Raw genomic sequence first — 20,143 nt, forward strand, 5'->3', positions numbered from 1 at the left:
ACTGGCCTTTACCCTTTTCTATAAGGCCATTAACTGGTTCGAAAAAATCTAAAACTATGACGGCATTATTCATCATCGCAATCGCAGTATTTGGCTATATATGCTATGTACTCTTAAAACCTGAAAAATTTTAAATACAATACAAATGAAGATCGCGAAACTAAAAATTGACATTAAATCAGTTGCACAAACTTGAGATTTTACTGATCGTCTATGGTTGTTTCAGACTCTTGGCTTGGTTGGTTAACCTTTTAATAAATTAAAAAAATGAACACAGAAATTATAGGCATCATAGTTATGTTCGGGCTTACGCTATTATTGGCAATACCCTTTGGGAAATATATCGCAAAGGTATATGCAGGAGAAAAAACCTGGCTCGACCCGATTTTAAACCCTTTAGAACGTTTGTTCTATAAGGTTTCAGGTATAAATGTTAGGGACGAAATGAACTGGAAACAGCATTTGGTAGCTCTACTTACGATCAATGCCGTTTGGTTTATCATTTCTATGTTGGTGCTTACCAATATGAGTTGGTTGCCTATGAACCCTGATGGCAATCCAGACATGAGCGGTGATTTGGCGTTTAATACAGCCATCTCATTTTTAGTGAACTGTAACTTACAACATTATTCAGGTGAAACAGGATTGAGTTATTTAGGTCAATTCTGGCTAATGTTCCTTCAGTTTGTATCGGCAGCTACCGGCATGGCAGCAGTGGTTGTAGTTTTTAAAGCATTCAGAGAAAAAACAACTACTCAATTGGGTAATTTTTATAATTACTTCTTAAAATCTTGTACACGTATTCTTTTACCTCTATCAATAATTATCGCTTCAATATTGGCTTTTGAAGGAGCTCCTATGACATTTGAAGGTAAAGATACCATGGTTAGCCTACAAGGAGACACTGTGCAAGTGAGTACCGGGCCAGTAGCCGCTTTTGTAGCTATCAAACACGTAGGTACAAATGGAGGAGGTTTTTTTGGTGTTAACAGTGCTCACCCTTTTGAAAACCCATCATACTTGACCAATATCACAGAGATGATTGCTCAACTTATTATTCCTTTTGCTTTGATTTTTGCTTTCGGTTATTTTATCAGAAGGAAAAAATTTGCCTGGATGATTTTTGGTGTTATGACAGTAGGTTTCTTAATGCTTGCCATTCCCAATATCATCATGGAAATGAATGGCAATCCAGCAATTTCTAATATGGGCATAGACAATACCCTTGGAGCAATGGAAGGAAAAGAAATAAGATTAGGAGCTGCAGCATCTGGATTTTGGAGTATTGTTACCACTGTTATTTCAACAGGTTCAGTAAACTCCATGCACGATAGTTCTATGCCACTTTCGGGTATGAATGAATTACTGGCCATGATGATCAACTCATTTTATGGAGGTGTGGGTGTAGGAATTCTAAACTTCTTCATATTCATCATTCTTGCAGTATTTATAAGTGGTCTGATGGTCGGTAGAACTCCTGAATTTATGGGTAAAAAGGTTGAAGCGAGGGAAATGAAAATTGCGATGATTATTGCATTATTACATCCATTTTTAATTTTGGTTGGAACCGCATTAGCAGCAGCTTCACCTCAACTTACAGCAGCCACATTGGCTAATCCTGGGTTTCACGGTTTTAGCGAAATGCTTTATGAATACACCTCATCGGCTGCCAACAACGGTAGCGGTTTTGAAGGGCTTGGCGACAACACAATTTGGTGGAATATTTCAACAGGATTTGTGTTGATTTTAGGTCGCTTCCTTCCTATCATAGGCCCTTTGGCCATCGCTGGATTACTCGCAGAAAAGAAATTTATTCCCGAAAGCAACGGTACACTTAAAACCGATACGTCCACCTTTGGATTAATGGTGTTTACAGTTATCGCCATCATTGCTGCACTAGCCTTTTTTCCTGCCTTAACTCTAGGCCCTATTGCAGAATATTTTTCAATGTTGAAATAATTTAAAAAATTAAGAAAATGAACTCATCTAAAAATACATCATTGTTTCAAAAGGACATGCTAAATGAAGCATTCAAGCAATCCTTTGTGAAACTCAATCCAAAAATAATGTTCCGCAATCCAGTAATGTTTACTGTGGAGATTGGAACCGCTGTGATGCTATTCGTTTGCTTGTGGATCTTAGTAGGCGAGCAATCGCAAGGCAGTTTTGCATACAACTTTGTGGTATTTCTTGTTTTACTGCTCACCTTGCTTTTTGCAAATTTTGCGGAAGCAATAGCAGAAGCAAGAGGCAAAGCACAGGCAGATAGTTTGCGAAAAACAAGAGAAGAGACTCCTGCCAAAAAAATGACATCTCTTGGTAAATTTCATTCTGACGAAATACAAATTGTCCCTTCATCGCAATTAAAAAAAGGTGATTTATTTTTCTGCGAAGCTGGCGACATAATACCAATGGATGGTGAAATTGTAGAAGGTTTGGCAACCATTGACGAAAGTGCAATCACAGGCGAGAGTGCTCCCGTAATTCGTGAAGCTGGTGGCGACAAAAGTTCAGTAACTGGCGGAACAAAAGTGTTGTCAGATAGAATAACAGTGAAGGTAAATACAGAACAAGGGGAAAGTTTTTTAGATAAAATGATTGCTTTGGTAGAAGGTGCTTCAAGACAAAAAACTCCAAATGAAATTGCCTTAACCATTTTATTAGCAGGATTTACATTGGTATTCATCATTGTAACAGTAACCCTTAAACCCTTTGCAGATTATGCCAATGCACCCATTACTATTTCTGCATTTATTGCCTTATTCGTTTGCTTAATACCAACAACAATTGGTGGTTTGCTTTCTGCCATCGGTATTGCAGGCATGGACAGAGCTTTGCGAGCAAACGTAATTACCAAAAGCGGTAAAGCTGTAGAAACTGCTGGTGATATCGATGTGTTGCTTTTAGATAAAACAGGAACAATTACCATTGGTAACAGAAAGGCGACCCACTTCTATCCAGCAGAAGGAGTAGATGAAAAGCATTTTATAAAGTGTGTGGTATTAAGTTCAATGAGTGATGAAACACCCGAAGGGAAATCCATTATTGAATTGGCAGGAATAAATCCGTTGAGTTATCAAATGTCAAATCCTACATTCATAAAATTCACTGCCGAAACACGAAGCAGCGGAGTTGACTTTGAGAATACAAGAATTAGGAAAGGAGCATCTGATGCAATTAAAAGCTTGTGTGAAAAAGCTGGAAATATTTTTCCAACAGAAACAGCGGAAAAAGTTAAAATGATAGCAAGCAATGGAGGTACTCCATTGGTAGTTTCCGAAAATGAAAAAGTAATTGGAGTAATCGAATTGCAAGACATTATAAAAACGGGTATCAGCGAACGATTTGAACGTTTGCGTAAAATGGGTATCAAAACAGTAATGGTTACAGGCGACAATCCTTTAACCGCAAAATTCATTGCCGAGAAAGCAGGAGTTGATGATTTTATTGCCGAAGCAAAGCCTGAGGACAAAATGAATTACATCAAAAAAGAACAAGCAGAAGGTCGTTTGGTGGCAATGATGGGTGACGGTACAAATGATGCTCCTGCATTGGCTCAAGCAGATGTAGGCGTTGCAATGAATAGCGGAACGCAAGCAGCAAAAGAAGCGGGCAATATGGTGGACTTAGATAACGACCCAACCAAACTGATTGAAATTGTGGAAATTGGAAAACAGCTATTGATGACCAGAGGAACACTTACCACATTCAGTATTGCAAATGACGTGGCAAAATATTTCGCCATAATTCCTGCACTGTTTATTGTAGCTATTCCTGCTCTAAAAGGGTTAAATATTATGAATTTACATTCACCTGAAAGTGCTATACTTTCTGCAGTAATCTTTAACGCCATTATCATCCCTCTTCTAATTCCACTTGCATTAAAAGGTGTTGCATACAAACCTATTGGAGCAAGTGCTTTGCTAAGAAGAAACCTATTTATTTATGGTTTGGGTGGTATAATAGTTCCTTTCGCAGGCATAAAATTAATTGACATTTTAGTATCCATATTTATTTAAAAATGAAAAAATGAAAACAAATATATTACCAGCTATAAAGCTGACAATTCTTAGCATTGTTCTTCTCATCATTATTTATCCAATAGCAATTTGGGGAATTGCGAAATTTTCACCTAACAATGGCAAAGGCGAAACCATCACTCAAAATGGTAAAACCTATTATACTAACATAGGGCAAGCATTTACAGAAGATAAGTATTTCAATTCACGGCCATCAGCAGTTAGTTACAACGCAGCAGGTTCTGGTGGAAGTAATAAGGGAGCTTCCAATCAAGAGTATTTAGCCGAAGTGCAAGCAAGAATAGATACTTTTTTAGTGCATAATCCTGATCTTAAAAAATCTGAAATTCCTGTTGATTTGATAACTGCAAGTGGTAGTGGTTTAGACCCAAATATTTCGGTTCAGGCTACTAAAGTGCAGGTGAAACGCATTGCTAAAATTCGCAACATCAGCACCACAACAATAAACCAAATCATAGAACAACAAACTGAAAAACCATTGCTTGGATTATTTGGCCCGGAGAAAATAAATGTGTTGAAACTGAACATGGCTTTAGACAATCTTAAAAACTAAAACTATGAAGTTCGTAAATGTAAGATTGATTTTAGGCATAAGCCTATTCATAATCGGTGCATATAGTAAGTTAAGTGCTCAAACCGTATTGTCAGATGAAGAACGTCAATCTATCATTGCACAAATTATGAACGAGCAAAAGGATAGTTTGAACAATACTGCCAATAAGCCAACATTAAAAACACTTGACAACTTCCAACTATCAGGCTATTTGGAAATCTATTACAGCTATGATTTTGGCAATCCATCAGATCATAATCGTCCTTCCTTTATATATTCTTTTAATCGCAGCAATGAGGTAAATTTGAATATAGGTTTTATTAAAGCTGCTTATCAAACAGATAAAGTAAGAGCCAATTTAGCTTTGATGGCGGGTACCTATGCCAATGCCAACCTTGCGGCAGAACCCGGTGTTTTAAAAAATATTTATGACGCCAACGTTGGAGTAAAAATTTCAAAACATAAGAACCTATGGATTGATGCAGGTATTTTTGCTTCGCACATTGGTTTTGAAAGTGCAATAGGTAAAGATTGTTGGACACTTACACGAAGTATATTAGCCGAAAACTCACCCTATTATGAAAGTGGAGTAAAAGTTTCCTATACAAGTGATAATGAAAAATGGTTTCTAAGTGGATTGGTATTGAATGGATGGCAACGCATACAACGGGTGAATGGAAACAATACACCTGGTTTCGGGCATCAGCTAACATACAAACCAAGTTCAAAAATAACTTTAAACAGCAGTTCTTTTATTGGTAATGATATGCCTGACAGTATACGTCAGATGCGGTATTTCCATGATTTTTACACTCAAATTCAACTACATGAAAAGTTTGGATTAATTATCGGATTTGATATCGGTGCTCAACAAAAATCAAAAGGAAGCAGTGCCTATAACATTTGGTATTCGCCTGTGGTTATTGCCCAATACTCGCCAACTGATAAAATCAATATTGCAGTAAGAGGTGAATATTATAGCGATGCAAATGGAGTAATAATTTCAACCGGTACAATTAATGGATTTCAAACCTATGGTTATTCTTTAAATCTCGATTATAACATTACTGAAAATGTAGTGTGGAGAATAGAAGGAAGAGGATTTACCAGCAAGGATGAAATATTTACCTTAGACAAGCAGCCAAGTGTTCAAAATTATTGTGTAACAACATCATTAGCTATCTCTTTTTAAAATGAGTGATAAAGATAAAACCGTTCAACATTTTCTTGACTTGATAAAAAAATCAAGGAGGGGGAAATTCAAAATTTACATCGGCATGAGTGCTGGTGTAGGTAAATCATATCGTATGTTGCAAGAAGCTCGTTCCTTATTGAAAAACGGGATTGATGTCAAAATAGGTTTTATAGAAACACACAATAGAAAAGAAACACAAGAATTACTGGAAGGGTTACCACTTATTCCGAGAAGAACGCTTTTTTATAAAGGAAAAGAATTAGAAGAAATGGACGTTCAGGCTGTAATTAATTTACGGCCTGAAGTAGTTATTGTAGATGAATTAGCACATACCAATATAGAAGGCAGCAAAAATGAAAAGCGTTGGCAAGATGTAATTGAAATTTTAGATGCAGGCATCAATGTGATTTCTGCTGTAAACATTCAGCACATTGAAAGTTTAAACGAAGAAATCAAAAGCATAACAGGAATAGAAGTAAAAGAAAGAATTCCTGACAGCGTATTGGCACAGGCCGATGAAGTAGTAAATATTGACCTTACTGCGGATGAACTCATTGCCCGATTGAAAGAAGGAAAAATCTATCAAGCTGAGAAAATTACAACTGCTTTGAAAAATTTCTTTCAAAGTGACCACATATTGCAACTTCGTGAATTGGCTTTAAAGGAGGTAGCATCGCAGGTGGAAAGAAAAGTGGAAACAGAAATTAGTAAGCCTAATATTTTAAAGCATGAACGATTCTTAGCATGTATTAGCAGCAATGAAAAAACAGCAAAAACCGTAATCAGAAAAACAGCTCGATTAGCAAATTACTACCATAGCAAATGGTATGTGCTGTATGTCCAAACACCAAATGAAAGTGCTGATAAAATTGAATTAGCCAAGCAACGACATTTGATTAACAATTTTAAATTAGCCACTGAGTTAGGTGCAGAAATAATAAAAGTTGAGGGCTCATCCATATCAAATGTAATTATTGAACAAGCAAGCGAACGAAAAATCACAACAATCTGTATTGGGAAACCTCATTTGAATTTATTTAGAGTAATTCTGTCTACTAACATTTTCAACCAGCTATTAAAAAAATTATCCTCAAACGATATTGACCTTATCATTCTATCATAATGAAAATTAAAACTAAACTAACGCTAGGTGTTGGGCTTTTATTCATACTCATTATTCTATTAAGTGTAGTGGGGACATTTAATATTAATGCTCTAAAATCTGATACTGAAAATATTCTAAAAGCCAATTACAACTCGCTGCTATATTCAAGAAATATACTTTCTGTTTTGAGTAACCCCTCTGAAAAAACATTCAAACAAATTGAAAACAATCTTAAACAACAGGAAAGTAATGCTACCGAAATAGGAGAACTCGAAGCGAATGTGGAGCTAAGACATAAAATCGAAGCGTATAAAAACAACACTGCTGACAGTAGTTTGCATCTTGCAATTCAAGAAAACCTATATCAAATAATGGATATGAATTTGCAAGCTATACAACGCAAAAGTGAACTGGCTAAAGCTACAGCCGACAAAGCTGTTTTTTGGATCGCCATTTCTGGTACAATGTGTTTTATAATTGCCTTTATTCTATTAGTTAATCTACCTTCCAACATTGCCAACCCGATCAAAGAATTGACAAAAAGTATAAAGCAAATTGCAGAAAAGAATTATTTTGAACGAGTACATTTTGAAAGCCATAGCGAGTTTGGTCAGCTAGCCAAATCATTTAATACCATGGCGGAAAAACTGGAAGAATACAACAATAGTACTTTGGCAAAGTTGATGATGGAGAAAAAGCGAATTGAAGCAATCATCAATAATATGCAGGACCCTGTTATTGGATTAGATGAAAACTTGAAGGTAATTTTTGCAAATGAAGAAGCAATTAAAATTATTGGAATGAATGAACGTGAAATTATTGGACATGATACACTAGAATTAGCTGTAAAAAATGACCTTATTCGCAACCTGATTCAAGGCTTTGTGTTGGAGGAGTCGATAAATGATATAAAACAAGCAACGGTAAAAATATTCGCTGAGAATAAAGAAAGCTACTTTGAAAAAGAAACACTGCATATTTCAATAATTCCAACTGGTGAAACAAATTCAAGATTGGTTGGGCATGTGATATTTTTGCGAAATGTAACGAGTTACAAAGAATTAGATGTTGCCAAAACAAATTTTATCGCTACCGTTTCACACGAACTTAAAACACCTATCTCCTCCATCAAAATGAGTTTGCAACTACTCGAAAACGAAGAAATTGGAAATCTTAATGATGAACAGAAAAATTTAGTTGAAAGTATAAAAGATGATGCAACCCGACTTTTAAAAATTACTGGCGAATTATTAAACATGACACAAGTGGAAAGTGGAAACATTCAACTTTCCATAATGCCAGCCGACCCTAAAGAAATCTTGCTATATGCAATAAATGCAAACCAAACACAAGCAGATCAAAAGCAAATAGAGTTTAAAGTGGAGTATCCAGAAAATATCTCAAAAGTGCAGGCTGACAATGAAAAAACAGCTTGGGTATTGACAAATTTAATTTCTAATGCTATTCGATACTCTTACGACAACTCTACAATTTACTTGTCAATAATTGAGACCAAAAATCAAGTTCAAATTTCAGTACGAGACACAGGACAAGGAATTGCTCCACAATACAAAGACAAAATATTTGACCGATATTTCCGAGTACCTGGGACAAAGAAAGAAGGTACTGGACTGGGACTTGCAATAAGTAAAGAATTTATTGAAGCTCAAGGCGGAAGGATTAATGTAGAAACTGAATTTGGAGCGGGAAGTAAGTTTTCCATAACATTGAATGCACTTAGTTAGTCCTACACATTTTGTGAGCACAATTTAAATAGTACATGCCAACACACGAAGAATGTTTTTAATAGATCTTGCAAAGCCGACCCAAAAGAAAAATTGTTTTTAATACCGATAGTATTCGAGACCAACGCTTCAAAAAAAATAAAACAATTGACACACAAGCCAGACAAAAAAGCACTCGACAAATGACACAAACCGCCGGCATAAAAATAGTTGTAACCCACGACATACAAGAACGCCAGCGTGCAACAGCACCTACAAAAAAATGGCGGTTCAGTGGTTAAATGATCCCGATAACAATCGGGATATACTCCGTATCAAGTTCATTGCTGGCAGACAGTTTTGTGCTCCGAAGTCGCCAACTTCTTGTAGCTTCAAAAGATCAAACTCTCTAAAAACTCACCACACATTTCCATTGAATAACAATTGAATTTTATTGATTTTGATTTGCAATTTTATATATGCAATTAATAAAAATAATCAGCACAAATTATGAAGTGCGGCTGATAGATTTATTAGCATAGAACATTGAAATAAAGCAATTAACTTCTATAGGAGAAATTAATTTTTTCAGCATGGAAAATTTAAAATATAGCATCTCTGTAACTCTCTTTAATCATGTGTGAAAATATTTTCGCACCAATTAGCCTCTATTCTACGTCAAGTAATTACTATCCCATCACTTTTATTTTGTAACAGGAAAAACAATTTGAATTTTTGCTTTACTCAAATTTTGAATACGTGTTATATGCCAATAAAAATTTCTAACCTCAGTAAGACTTATAAGAATGGTGTTAAGGCATTAGACAATATTAACCTGACATTCAACAGAGGCATGATTGGGTTACTGGGACCAAATGGTGCAGGTAAATCCTCATTGATGAGAACTATCGCTACCCTTCAAACACCGGATAGTGGAAATATTTTGTTTGATGAAATTGATATTCTAAAAACCCCAATGGAATTGCGAAAAGTGTTGGGTTATTTGCCTCAGGAATTCGGAGTGTATCCCAAAGTTACCGCAGAAGAATTACTAGATTATTTCGCAATTTTAAAAGGCATTACTTCAAAGAGTGAAAGAAATAAAATCATACAATATGTTTTAGAAATTACTAACCTCACTGAAGTAAGAATGAAACATGTAGCAAATTTTTCTGGCGGAATGAAACAACGATTTGGCATAGCACAACTCTTATTGAATAATCCCAGACTTATAATTGTGGATGAACCAACAGCAGGTTTGGACCCTGCTGAAAGAAACCGATTTCTAAATGTGCTGAGAGAAGTTGGAACAGACAACACTGTAATTTTCTCTACGCATATTGTAGAAGATATTAAAGACTTGTGTCAAAATATTTGCATAATGAAGAAGGGAAAAGTTTTGAATTTTACAACTCCTGCAAAAGCTATTCAAGAAATAAATGGTAGCATTTGGGTTAAGAAAATAGCAAGAGAACAATTACAAAATGAGGAATTGAAACGCCAAATACTTTCATCTAAATACAATGCAGATAATAGCATAACCATAAAAGTTTTTGCAGAAAATGAACCTGATGATGAGTGGAAAAGTATTGAACCACAATTAGAAGATGTATATTTCATTTCATTGAACAACAATTAAAACTAAATACAATGAATAATTCGAGAATCTATTTTTTATTTTTTGCCACATTTTTAGTTTCTTATGCCTATGCTCAAGAACACAACACACAAATAAAAGTGTATTTATTAGGAACTTTTCATTTTGCACAAACAGACTCAACTTACAATGTTTTAGACGACAAACATCAGAAAAGTATCAATCAACTAAATGACATAATCGTTGGTGTTAATCCTGATAAAATATTCATTGAGAGAATGCCTGATTTTGAAAATGAAAACAAAATAGATAGCCTGTATACCGCTTATTTGAGCAGAACAAAAGAGACAAATAATCCAAATGAAATATGGCAAGTTGCTTTTAAAACAGCTAAAAGGCTGGGACATAAAAAACTTTACCAATGTGATCATCCCGGCATGTATGGCAGTCTGTATGCCGGTATTCGGGAATATGCCGAGAATCATAATCAGGTCAACATACTTGAGTTCAACTCAAATGGTGTTACAACGCCTATTACCAGTATTGTTGACATAGATTCCATAATGAATTCTATGTCCTTGTTAGATTATATGCGATGGCTAAACAGCAAAAAAGTACAATCGTCCTCACAGGCACATTATGTAAATATGTATCCACAAGTAGGACATGTGGATGTTTATAGTTACCAGGAAAATTATCTTTTAGGAACAGAACTGACTGCAGATTGGTACAGAAGAAATATTTATATCTATTCAAAAATGATTAACCAATTAGACTATAAAGAAAAATCAATTTTTCTGATTATAGGTAATGATCATATACCTATAATCAGACATCTGTTTGAAAGCAATCCATACTTTGAAGTGATGGATACACAAACATGGCTTGGAGAATAAAACAAGTAAGTAATGTTTAAGTCAATCTTAACCTTCGAGTTAAAATACTGGGCAAAAAATCCATCATTGTATTTCTATGGTATCATTTTATTCTTGTTTGCCATGCTTTCGGTAGCTGGCAATGCAGGGTTGTTCAACCAAACACAAAGTGGTGAAAAGAGTATTGCTAATTCGCCATTTGCTTTATATAGTTTAATGTTGTTGGCAACCAAACTAATGCTTTTTATTATTCCTGCGGTTATTGGTAATTCCTTATACAGAGATTTTAAATCCAATTCACATAGCTTACTTTATTCTTACCCTATTACAAAACAAAATTATTTATCTGCAAAATTTTTTAGCTCATTAATCCCGCTTCTTCTGCTTGCAATGTTGTTTTTATTCGGATGCTTTGTAGGAACTCAACTACCGGGTATTAATAAATCACTTGTCCTGCCGTTTCACATCTCTACATACGTACAATTATTTCTGTTCTATTTTTTACCAAATCTATTGTTGTTCAGCATCATCGTATTTTTTACTATTTCTGCAACACAAAATTTATATACCGGATATATCACAATAATTGTAGTGCTCATCTTTCGAGAAATAGCTACAAGATTAACTGCAAGCGCCGAAATCAGTTTTATTGCAATGATGATTGAGCCATTTGGAGAAACGGCTACTTACTATTACACTCAAAATTGGAGTTTAACCGACCAAAACAATTCTATACTTCCAATTTCAAAATTTTTTATTCTTAATAGATTCTTTTGGATTACAATAGCCGTTGCTTTAACCTATCTTACTTACAAAATATTTTCCTTTAGTGCAGAACCATACAAGCTAATATTATATAAGAAAGCACCATCAAAAAATGTTGTGCAGAAGGCTGGGCAAATATTAAAAGTAGAATTGCCTTTGGCAAGAATTAGATTTTCATTTTTATCTAACCTATATAAATCATGGAAGTTATCAGCCATAGAATTTAAATCAGTAACTCACACAGGCGCTTTTGCAAGTATTGTTTTGACGGGTGCCGTTTTCGTATATGTGCTTTTATCTCAGATGAATTCCCCTTATGGCGTAAAAGTATTGCCCGTAACTTGGGTGATGTTGGCTTTTCCTGTTTTATTTTTTTCATTACTTATAAATTTTATTACATTTTTATATTCCGGCTTTTTAATACACCGAAGCAATGCCACAAAAATGTTTTCATTGGTTGATTCAACAGCAATCCCAAATTGGGTATTGGCATTTTCAAAAATCATTGCACTAATAAAAATTCAAATACTATTGTTATCCATTATCTTGATTACAGGAGTTGTAGTTCAAATATCTGAGGGCTACTATCGCTTCGAAATCTTGCACTATATTTTTGACTTATATGGTATTCATTTAATTGGTTTTGTAATCTGGGCATTTATTGCATTATTCATTCACTCTTTATTTACAAATTCCTGGTTAGGATTATTTGTATTGATACTAATTTATTTTGGCTTGTCAGAACTGCCTTTGTTAGGTATTGAAAAATATATTTATCGTTTCAATCAAAATCCTGATGCTGGATTTTATTTAGCCTATTCTGATTTAAGTGGTTACAGCCATTCCATTTATGCTTACTTTATTTATAAATTCTACTGGTTATTATTTGTACTAATAATTTTTACAGGATGTTTATTATTTTGGCAGAGAGGAATAGTGTTTTCATTTAAAGAAAGAATTGTTGTTGCATATAAAAGACTAAGCCGCAAAATAGCAATAACATCAACAGTAATAGTGAGCACATTTATTTGTACTGGATATTTAATTAATGTAAAAGAGGAAAGTCTGCCAAGACTTCAAACAGAAACCGAATTAAATAATATTACTTTCAGTGCACACAAGAAATATAAAGCATTTGAGAAAATGATTCAGCCAAGAATTGTTTGCGTAAATGTTTCAATGGATATTTATCCGGAGAGTTTATCTTTTGTTTCAAAAGGTAGTTACACGTTGGTCAATAAATCAAATAAAAACATAGATACACTAATTATTCAATCTGCTTTTGATGTTGTTACTCAAATTTTTATCAATCAAAAAGCAACACTTATAACTAATGATACGATAGTAAATATTTACGTTTATAAATTGGAAACTGCATTGCAACCAATGGATAGCCTGATTCTGTATTTTGATGTAAAAAATATTCCTAATAACATTTTTCACAAAAATTCATTGGTAGAGCAAAATGGCACTTATATTACTTCAATGATTTATCCCACTATTGGTTATCGTTTCAATAATTCAGAGAAACTTCCTACTGATTCTTTGTCCTTGAATAATCATTACCGTTCTGCTGATGCAGACTATATTGATTTTGAAGCAACAATAAGCACTACTTCGAATCAAATAGCTATTGCACCTGGATATTTACAAAAGAAGTGGGAGACAAACGGAAGAAATTATTTTAATTATAAATCTACTACTCCGGTTACAATTGACTTTGCTTTTGTTTCAGGAATATATGAGTTAAAGAAATATGTTTACAAAAATCTCCCCATAGAAATCTATTACTACAAAAATCATGAATACAATATTCAAGAAATGATAAACGGCATAAAAGCAACGCTTGAATATTGTGAAAAAAACTTTAGTCCATACCAACATGAGCAAGTTAGAATTATTGAATTTGCAAGAACAAGGGGAGATTTTGCCCAATCATTTGCTAACACAATTCCCTATTCCGAATTAGGATTTATAATGGACATTGATGATGAAAATGAAGCAACTTTAAATCTGCCATTCATTGGATCAAGTCACGAATTTGCACATCAATGGTGGGGAATGCAGGCAATACCAGCCGATGTTGCAGGTGCAAAAATGATAACAGAAAGCATGGCGGAATATGTGTCTTTAAAAGTGTATGAAAAGCAATATGGTAAAATCAAAGCATTGCAATTATTAAACAAATCACTAAACACTTATTTGAATAAACAAAAGGATACTCAAGAAACAGAATTGCCTTTAATTCTAAACGCAGGAAATAGTCAATCACATGTTGCTTATCAAAAAGGCATGTTGGCATTTAATGCGCTGAGCCATTACATTGGTGAGGAAGCCATGAATAGAGCGTTAGGAAATTATATGCAAAAAGTAAGACTACAAAAAGCACCTTACACCACTTCATTAGAGATAATAGATTTCATCAAAAAAGAAACAACTGATTCGATGCAGTATTTAATTCATGATCTATTTGAAACAGTTACTTACTATGATAACCAAATTGAAAAGATTGAAACAACAAAAATATCCGATTCTAAATATGAAGTTAGCATAGGCTATTCAATCAAAAAGTATCAAAAGAAGCCCAATACCGAAACGCTATTGCCACTGAATGACTATATTGAAATTGGCATTTATAAAATGGGTTCGCTTTTGCCGCAGGAAGTAAAAATGGTTTTGGTAACTAAATCAAATAATCAGTTTAAATTGCAACTTGATTACTTACCGGAAAGAATTACAATTGACCCTAATTATTTACTAATAGACATCAAAAGAGATGATAACAATGCACATTTCTAACTCAAATTACGCAATAAACCACCAAGCTTCTGATCCATCGAATTTAATTTAAAGTGCTTTGAAAAAATTAACAGAGAAAATTCAATTATTTGTACTTAAGAAAGCTGAGTTACTTCTATTTCTCCTTTTTGGATTAATTTATTTTGCCATGGCAATTTTCGGTCGAGGCAATTATTGGAATTCATTTGAGCCAACAAATCTCATTGCTATCATTCTTTGTTTCCCAATTGTTTTTGTTATCAACTCTTATTTGTTCATTCCAATATTTGCAAAAAATAATAGATGGATTTTGTATTTCGTTTTAGTAATTGTTTTATTCTTATGTATTGAGTGGGCAAGAATTTTAGCAAATTCAGCCGAACAGTTTTTAGGAAAGCAAAACATTACCATTGCATTTGTTTTGACATTTGCTATGTCCTGGCTTTTTATAACTACAAGAGATTGGTTTCTTAATTTAAGACTAATTGAAAAATTAAAGGCAGAAAATTTAATAACGGAAATCGCTTTTCTTAAAGCACAAGTTGATCCACACTTCATGTTCAATACACTTAATGCAGTGTATGCCTTAGCTTTAGAAGAAGAAAGCCCAAAAACCGCAGACAGTATTATAAAATTAAGCACATTGATGCGATACAACCTTCATGATTCCAATGCAGAATTTATTAGTATAGAAAAAGAAATTGATTACATTGAAAAATATATTGCATTGCAAACATTAAGGTTAAATAAAAATAATCATCTTGATGTAGATATAAAAGTGGACGCAGACGTTACTCCTGATATTAAAATTGCACCACTATTATTAATCACGTTTATTGAAAATGCATTTAAATATGGAGTAAGCCCTTCTAAGGAAACAGCCATTACAATTAGAATTCATGTAGCCATTCACTTGATTGAATTGGAAGTATCGAACACAGTTATTATTAATACTGATGAGCGTAATTTAAAAGGTATCGGATTACAGAATGTAAAAAAGCGTCTTAATTTATTATATCCGAAACTGCATACATTAGTATCCAAACAATCAGGGGAAAAATATTTTACTCAATTAGTAATTAAATTTCAAAAATGATAAAGTGTGTTGCCATTGATGATGAGCCTAAGGCTATTGAAATAATTAAAAATCATGTTTCCAAAATTGAATATTTGCAATTAGAACATGTGTTTACAGATGCTTTAAAAGCTATAAAATATTTGCAGGAAAATGAAATAGAACTCCTCTTTCTCGACATTAATATGCCGGATATAGACGGATTAAATTTTGTGAAACACCTGAGTAAAAAACCAATGGTAATTTTCACCACCGCTCATAGTGAATATGCAATAGAAAGCTACGAAGTTGAAGCTATTGACTTCCTATTAAAACCGTTTGACTTTTCAAGATTTTTAGTTGCAACCAACAAAGCGAAAGAGCGGCTATTAAAATCTCCAATGGTCACACCTGCATTCTTTTTTGTTAGTTCTGGAAATCAAAAAATAAAAATAGTTTATGATGATATTCTTTTTATCAAAGGCGATGGCAATTACGTTACCTATCAAACAAAATCAGACAAGATAATTGTGCGGACTTCAATAACTGCAGCCCAAAGCGAACTTCCTTCAAACACATTTATTCAAATTCATAGAAGCACAATTGTTTCACTAAAATGGGTTAGCAAAGTTGAAGACAATCTTGTTTATATTGCTGAGCATAAATTTCCAATTAGTTCAACCTATCGGGAATCCTTTTTAAGAGCAATAGGAACAAAATAAATTCAACACATTTACAAGCGCATTACTAAAGCAACACATCAAATAAATTGTTTTACAAAATTCGAAGATTCAGAAAAAATACAAACGCAACCGCAATAGATAAAAATTATTTTAGGACAGTATAAAAATTTATACAAAGAGCTAATAGTAATCAATCAGTACTTCTTGCACAAAACTTGGATGAAATAATAAGCACTGATAATGAAGTGCAGTTCACAGATTTATTTGTAGAGAGCATTAGTAAAAATAATTAACTTCTATATGGTAATTTTTTTTTCAATACCGCTTAAATTGCTTTCAATAAATTATTAAAACCAAGAATTATTATCTTTAAAAAAGAATAGGAGTTTCTAGACAAACTGACAATTGCAATCATTTTAAAACGACAAACCACAAATCTGTTTTTATAAACAAACAAAAACAAATGACTAGTAAAATTTCCAAAGGCATATTGCACGAAGTGCCAAGTGATATTGAAAAAGCATTGACATCCAATGAAGCCATTCGTATAAAATGGGAAAGTCTTACGCCTATTCAACGTAACGAATGGATTTGCTGGATCACCATCGTAAAAAAACAAGAAACACGAAACGAGCATATCCTCAGGATGATTGAAGATCTTAAAGAAGGAAAACGTAAGCCCTGCTGCTGGCCTGGTTGTCCGCATCGCAGACCCACAGCAAAAAAATGGTTTAAAAAACTTGATATATGAAAACAACACCTGAACACGATAAACGAATTGCGAACATGACATTTGCATCGGTATATCCACACTATATTACTAAAGTGGTAGGTAAGGGCAGGACTAAAGAAGAACTACATAAAGTAATTGAGTGGTTGACCGGATTTGATGATAAAAAACTCCACGAATTAATTGATGAAAAGGTAACTTTTGAAACATTTTTCAAAAGAGCAAAATTGCATCCGAACGCTCATCTCATAACAGGAGTGATTTGCGGATATCGGATAGAAGAAATTGAAAATCCTTTAACAAAACAAACAAGGTATTTAGATAAGTTGGTGGACGAATTGGCGAAAGGGCGAAAGATGGAAAAGATTTTAAGAACTGCATAACATAAAAAAACAATATGAAAAAAGTAATTGCAGGAATCAATATGACGCTTGACGGATTTTGCGACCATACAGCAATAAATCCGGACGAAGAAATACATTCACATTATGCTGACTTATTAAGTAACGCTGACATAGTTCTATACGGTAGGATAACTTATCAACTTATGGAATTTTGGCGAACATTTGCAGAAAATCCATCAGGTGAAAAGTCAATGGACGACTTTGCAATTGTAATGGACAAAATTCAAAAAATTGTTTTTTCTCACACACTTAAAAATGTAGATTGGAAAAGTGCAAAGTTGGCTACCCAAACAATTCAAGAAGAACTGATAGAACTTAAACAACAATCCGGAAGAGACATTTTAGTTGGAAGTCGGAGTTTAATAATACAGTTAATAAATCTAAATTTAATTGATGAATTACAACTCATGGTGCACCCGGTAATAGCAGGCAGTGGTTTATGTTTATTTGAACAGATAAATGATAGAACTATTCTTAAACTTGTAAAGACAAAAATTTTTAATTGCGGCGCAGTGATACTTTTTTATGAGCCAATAAAAACTCCTTAAAAAACAACAATGAAATACACTTTCATTCTATCAATTCTGTTTTTTGTAGAATTAACTTTCGCTCAAACCAATTTACCTGACTTTTTGCAAGGGACTTGGAAAATTGAGAACCAAGAAATTTATGAGCATTGGGATAAACTCAATGAAAACACCATAAAAGGATTTTCTTATAATTTAAAGGACGGACAAATGATCATTTCCGAATACCTCGATATTTCAGTTATCAAAAAAGAAATTATCTATACAGCTACAGTTCTCAACCAAAATCAGGGTAAAGGAATTAATTTTAAACTAACGAAAGCTGACAGCACATTTACTTTTGAAAATCCTAATCACGACTTCCCTAAAAAAATTGTTTACCAAAAACTTAACGACACAGAAATTTTCGTGCATGTTTCAGACGGTGAGCAAAAAGAATTTTCATATAAGTTGCAAAAGCAGTTTCAGAAATTTATTCTAAAAGACACAACAATATTAAACCCGAATTATAACCATGAATTAGCTCAAAAATTAGGTGGCGATGATTATGGTATGAAAAGCTATATATTGGTTATTCTTAAAACAGGAACTAATCAAAGTACAGACAAAATCTTTATAAATAATAGCTTTCGTGGACACATGGAAAATATTAATCTTTTGGTAACCGAAGGAAAAATGATAGTTGCAGGACCAATAAGCAAAAACGATAAAACATACCGTGGAATTTTCATTCTGAATGTTACGACTTTTGAAGAAGCTGAAAGATTATTGCAAAACGACCCGGCAATTAAAGAAGCCTTGTTGGACTTTGAACTTTACAATTGGTATGGGTCAGCAGCGTTGTCAGAATATTTAATTTTTTCAGATAAAATTTGGAAATTAAATCCTTAAAAAATATAAAAATATGGATAAAGCAACACAAACAATGATTGATAACCTGCATAACAACACAGGTAAAACATTAGAACAGTGGACAGCCATTGTTAAATCAAAAAACTTTGCAAAGCATGGAGAAATTATCAATTTTCTTAAAGACACTCACGGGTTAACGCATGGTTTTGCAAACTTGATTGCACATAAGGCTAGAGGTTCTGATGCAGGTTCAGCAGATAATCTAGATGACTTGATAACACAGCAATATCAAGGCAAGGAACATTTCATACCGATTTATGAAAAACTGATTTCAGAAATTCAGAGCTATGGAAAAGACATTGAGATTGCTCCCAAAAATACTTATGTGAGTTTGAGACGTAAAAAACAGTTTGCAATTTTTAATCCTGCAACAAAAACACGATTTGAAATTGGAATTAATCTGAAAGGACAAGAGCCCAAAGGAAAATTAGAAGCCGAAAAACCAAATTCAATGTGTTCACATAAAATCAAAATAGAAGACATTAACGAAATTGATTCGGAAGTATTAAAGTGGATAAAAACTGCTTACGACAAAGCAGGATAAAAAACTACTAACCATAACTACGGATTGGTATAATGGGAGCCGAAGTAAATAACTATGCAAGTAAAAGCAGAGAAAACACCTATAACAGAAGGAATTAAATATGCACTTCCGGAAATAGATTTTATTGATACGTTTTCAACCACAAATCATCAAGACGATTTGTATTGCATATCAAATTTAATTTTTGGTACAATGCCAAACTGGGTAGAAATTTTAATTAAACTTAGAAATACTATTGTTAAAATATTTGGTTTAAAAACGGAAAAGCCAGAGGATTTCAATACAACATGTATAGTAGGTGGGTATGTAGGTTTTTTTCAGATTTTTAGTATTCAAGAAAATGAAATAATACTTGGCGCAGATGATAAGCATTTAAATTTCAGAGTGAGCATTTATGATTCTGATGAAAAACAATTTAATATTAAAGTCACCACCTTGGTTCAATACAATAATCGCTTTGGAAAAATTTATATGGCTATTATAAAACCCCTTCATTTACCAATTATAAAAAGTATGATAAAGCAAGCGTATAAATCAGATACGTAATTCTCGATTCAAAAAATAGAAGCTTATAGCAATCTCTATTTGCATTAGTTCTTAAAATAAATTGATAACTATTAATTTCAATTCTACTCGCTTTCGTCAAGTCTTTTCCTA

The 20,143-nt window shown here is 33.4% G+C and carries 18 protein-coding genes; all 18 read left to right on the forward strand.

Going from position 1 to position 20,143, the window contains the following annotated elements; translation table 11 throughout:
• Positions 1 to 56 precede the first annotated feature (56 nt).
• Entirely contained in the window at positions 57 to 134 is a 78-nt protein-coding gene (gene kdpF, locus IPN31_02020) for a K(+)-transporting ATPase subunit F (protein MBK8680685.1), read from the forward strand.
• Positions 135 to 267: 133 nt separating this feature from the next.
• Entirely contained in the window at positions 268 to 1,959 is a 1,692-nt protein-coding gene (gene kdpA, locus IPN31_02025; GenBank protein MBK8680686.1) for a potassium-transporting ATPase subunit KdpA, read from the forward strand.
• 17 nt (positions 1,960 to 1,976) lie between these two features.
• Positions 1,977 to 4,019, forward strand: coding sequence for a potassium-transporting ATPase subunit KdpB (gene kdpB / locus IPN31_02030; protein ID MBK8680687.1), 2,043 nt, complete (start codon positions 1,977 to 1,979; stop codon positions 4,017 to 4,019).
• Positions 4,020 to 4,029: 10 nt separating this feature from the next.
• Entirely contained in the window at positions 4,030 to 4,593 is a 564-nt protein-coding gene (locus tag IPN31_02035; GenBank protein ID MBK8680688.1) for a K(+)-transporting ATPase subunit C, read from the forward strand.
• Between the two features lie 127 nt (positions 4,594 to 4,720).
• Entirely contained in the window at positions 4,721 to 5,785 is a 1,065-nt protein-coding gene (locus IPN31_02040) for a porin (GenBank protein ID MBK8680689.1), read from the forward strand.
• A gap of 1 nt (position 5,786) precedes the next feature.
• Entirely contained in the window at positions 5,787 to 6,911 is a 1,125-nt protein-coding gene (locus IPN31_02045) for a sensor protein KdpD (protein ID MBK8680690.1), read from the forward strand.
• Entirely contained in the window at positions 6,911 to 8,638 is a 1,728-nt protein-coding gene (locus IPN31_02050; protein ID MBK8680691.1) for a HAMP domain-containing protein, read from the forward strand. The genes IPN31_02045 and IPN31_02050 overlap by 1 nt, the downstream gene beginning before the upstream one ends.
• A 745-nt stretch (positions 8,639 to 9,383) precedes the next feature.
• On the forward strand, positions 9,384 to 10,256 hold the full coding sequence (locus tag IPN31_02055; protein MBK8680692.1) for an ABC transporter ATP-binding protein: 873 nt from the start codon (positions 9,384 to 9,386) through the stop codon (positions 10,254 to 10,256).
• Between the two features lie 11 nt (positions 10,257 to 10,267).
• Positions 10,268 to 11,110 carry a hypothetical protein gene (locus tag IPN31_02060; GenBank protein MBK8680693.1) on the forward strand — a complete coding sequence of 281 codons (843 nt, stop codon included), beginning with the start codon at positions 10,268 to 10,270 and terminating at the stop codon, positions 11,108 to 11,110.
• A gap of 12 nt (positions 11,111 to 11,122) precedes the next feature.
• Positions 11,123 to 14,653, forward strand: a complete 3,531-nt coding sequence (locus IPN31_02065; protein MBK8680694.1) for a hypothetical protein — start codon at positions 11,123 to 11,125, stop codon at positions 14,651 to 14,653.
• Between the two features lie 58 nt (positions 14,654 to 14,711).
• Entirely contained in the window at positions 14,712 to 15,728 is a 1,017-nt protein-coding gene (locus IPN31_02070) for a histidine kinase (GenBank protein MBK8680695.1), read from the forward strand.
• Positions 15,725 to 16,408, forward strand: coding sequence for a response regulator transcription factor (locus IPN31_02075; protein MBK8680696.1), 684 nt, complete (start codon positions 15,725 to 15,727; stop codon positions 16,406 to 16,408). Before IPN31_02070 ends, IPN31_02075 begins: the two co-directional genes overlap by 4 nt.
• Positions 16,409 to 16,832: 424 nt before the next feature.
• Positions 16,833 to 17,120 carry a YdeI/OmpD-associated family protein gene (locus tag IPN31_02080; protein ID MBK8680697.1) on the forward strand — a complete coding sequence of 96 codons (288 nt, stop codon included), beginning with the start codon at positions 16,833 to 16,835 and terminating at the stop codon, positions 17,118 to 17,120.
• A complete protein-coding gene (locus tag IPN31_02085) occupies positions 17,117 to 17,482 on the forward strand; it encodes a DUF2200 domain-containing protein (GenBank protein MBK8680698.1) in 366 nt (121 codons plus the stop codon). Before IPN31_02080 ends, IPN31_02085 begins: the two co-directional genes overlap by 4 nt.
• Positions 17,483 to 17,496: 14 nt before the next feature.
• Positions 17,497 to 18,051 carry a dihydrofolate reductase family protein gene (locus IPN31_02090; GenBank protein ID MBK8680699.1) on the forward strand — a complete coding sequence of 185 codons (555 nt, stop codon included), beginning with the start codon at positions 17,497 to 17,499 and terminating at the stop codon, positions 18,049 to 18,051.
• A 9-nt stretch (positions 18,052 to 18,060) separates the two neighbouring features.
• On the forward strand, positions 18,061 to 18,921 hold the full coding sequence (locus IPN31_02095; protein MBK8680700.1) for a hypothetical protein: 861 nt from the start codon (positions 18,061 to 18,063) through the stop codon (positions 18,919 to 18,921).
• A 13-nt stretch (positions 18,922 to 18,934) separates the two neighbouring features.
• On the forward strand, positions 18,935 to 19,486 hold the full coding sequence (locus IPN31_02100; protein ID MBK8680701.1) for a DUF4287 domain-containing protein: 552 nt from the start codon (positions 18,935 to 18,937) through the stop codon (positions 19,484 to 19,486).
• 54 nt (positions 19,487 to 19,540) lie between these two features.
• Positions 19,541 to 20,032 carry a DUF2867 domain-containing protein gene (locus tag IPN31_02105; GenBank protein ID MBK8680702.1) on the forward strand — a complete coding sequence of 164 codons (492 nt, stop codon included), beginning with the start codon at positions 19,541 to 19,543 and terminating at the stop codon, positions 20,030 to 20,032.
• The last annotated feature ends 111 nt before the right edge of the window (positions 20,033 to 20,143 follow it).

The sequence above is a fragment of the Bacteroidota bacterium genome, from assembly GCA_016715425.1.
GTDB lineage: Bacteria > Bacteroidota > Bacteroidia > Chitinophagales > BACL12 > JADKAC01.

Bases quoted from the DNA above. Each gene is read 5' to 3' on its own strand.
- IPN31_02035 (MBK8680688.1), top strand. From the start codon at position 4,030: ATGAAAACAAATATATTACCAGCTATAAAGCTGACAATTCTTAGCATT.
- IPN31_02090 (MBK8680699.1), top strand. From the start codon at position 17,497: ATGAAAAAAGTAATTGCAGGAATCAATATGACGCTTGACGGATTTTGC.
- IPN31_02065 (MBK8680694.1), top strand. From the start codon at position 11,123: ATGTTTAAGTCAATCTTAACCTTCGAGTTAAAATACTGGGCAAAAAAT.
- IPN31_02055 (MBK8680692.1), top strand. From the start codon at position 9,384: ATGCCAATAAAAATTTCTAACCTCAGTAAGACTTATAAGAATGGTGTT.
- IPN31_02085 (MBK8680698.1), top strand. From the start codon at position 17,117: ATGAAAACAACACCTGAACACGATAAACGAATTGCGAACATGACATTT.
- IPN31_02060 (MBK8680693.1), top strand. From the start codon at position 10,268: ATGAATAATTCGAGAATCTATTTTTTATTTTTTGCCACATTTTTAGTT.
- IPN31_02080 (MBK8680697.1), top strand. From the start codon at position 16,833: ATGACTAGTAAAATTTCCAAAGGCATATTGCACGAAGTGCCAAGTGAT.
- IPN31_02075 (MBK8680696.1), top strand. From the start codon at position 15,725: ATGATAAAGTGTGTTGCCATTGATGATGAGCCTAAGGCTATTGAAATA.
- IPN31_02095 (MBK8680700.1), top strand. From the start codon at position 18,061: ATGAAATACACTTTCATTCTATCAATTCTGTTTTTTGTAGAATTAACT.
- kdpB (MBK8680687.1), top strand. From the start codon at position 1,977: ATGAACTCATCTAAAAATACATCATTGTTTCAAAAGGACATGCTAAAT.
- kdpF (MBK8680685.1), top strand. From the start codon at position 57: ATGACGGCATTATTCATCATCGCAATCGCAGTATTTGGCTATATATGC.
- IPN31_02045 (MBK8680690.1), top strand. From the start codon at position 5,787: ATGAGTGATAAAGATAAAACCGTTCAACATTTTCTTGACTTGATAAAA.
- IPN31_02105 (MBK8680702.1), top strand. From the start codon at position 19,541: ATGCAAGTAAAAGCAGAGAAAACACCTATAACAGAAGGAATTAAATAT.
- IPN31_02100 (MBK8680701.1), top strand. From the start codon at position 18,935: ATGGATAAAGCAACACAAACAATGATTGATAACCTGCATAACAACACA.
- IPN31_02040 (MBK8680689.1), top strand. From the start codon at position 4,721: ATGAACGAGCAAAAGGATAGTTTGAACAATACTGCCAATAAGCCAACA.
- IPN31_02050 (MBK8680691.1), top strand. From the start codon at position 6,911: ATGAAAATTAAAACTAAACTAACGCTAGGTGTTGGGCTTTTATTCATA.
- kdpA (MBK8680686.1), top strand. From the start codon at position 268: ATGAACACAGAAATTATAGGCATCATAGTTATGTTCGGGCTTACGCTA.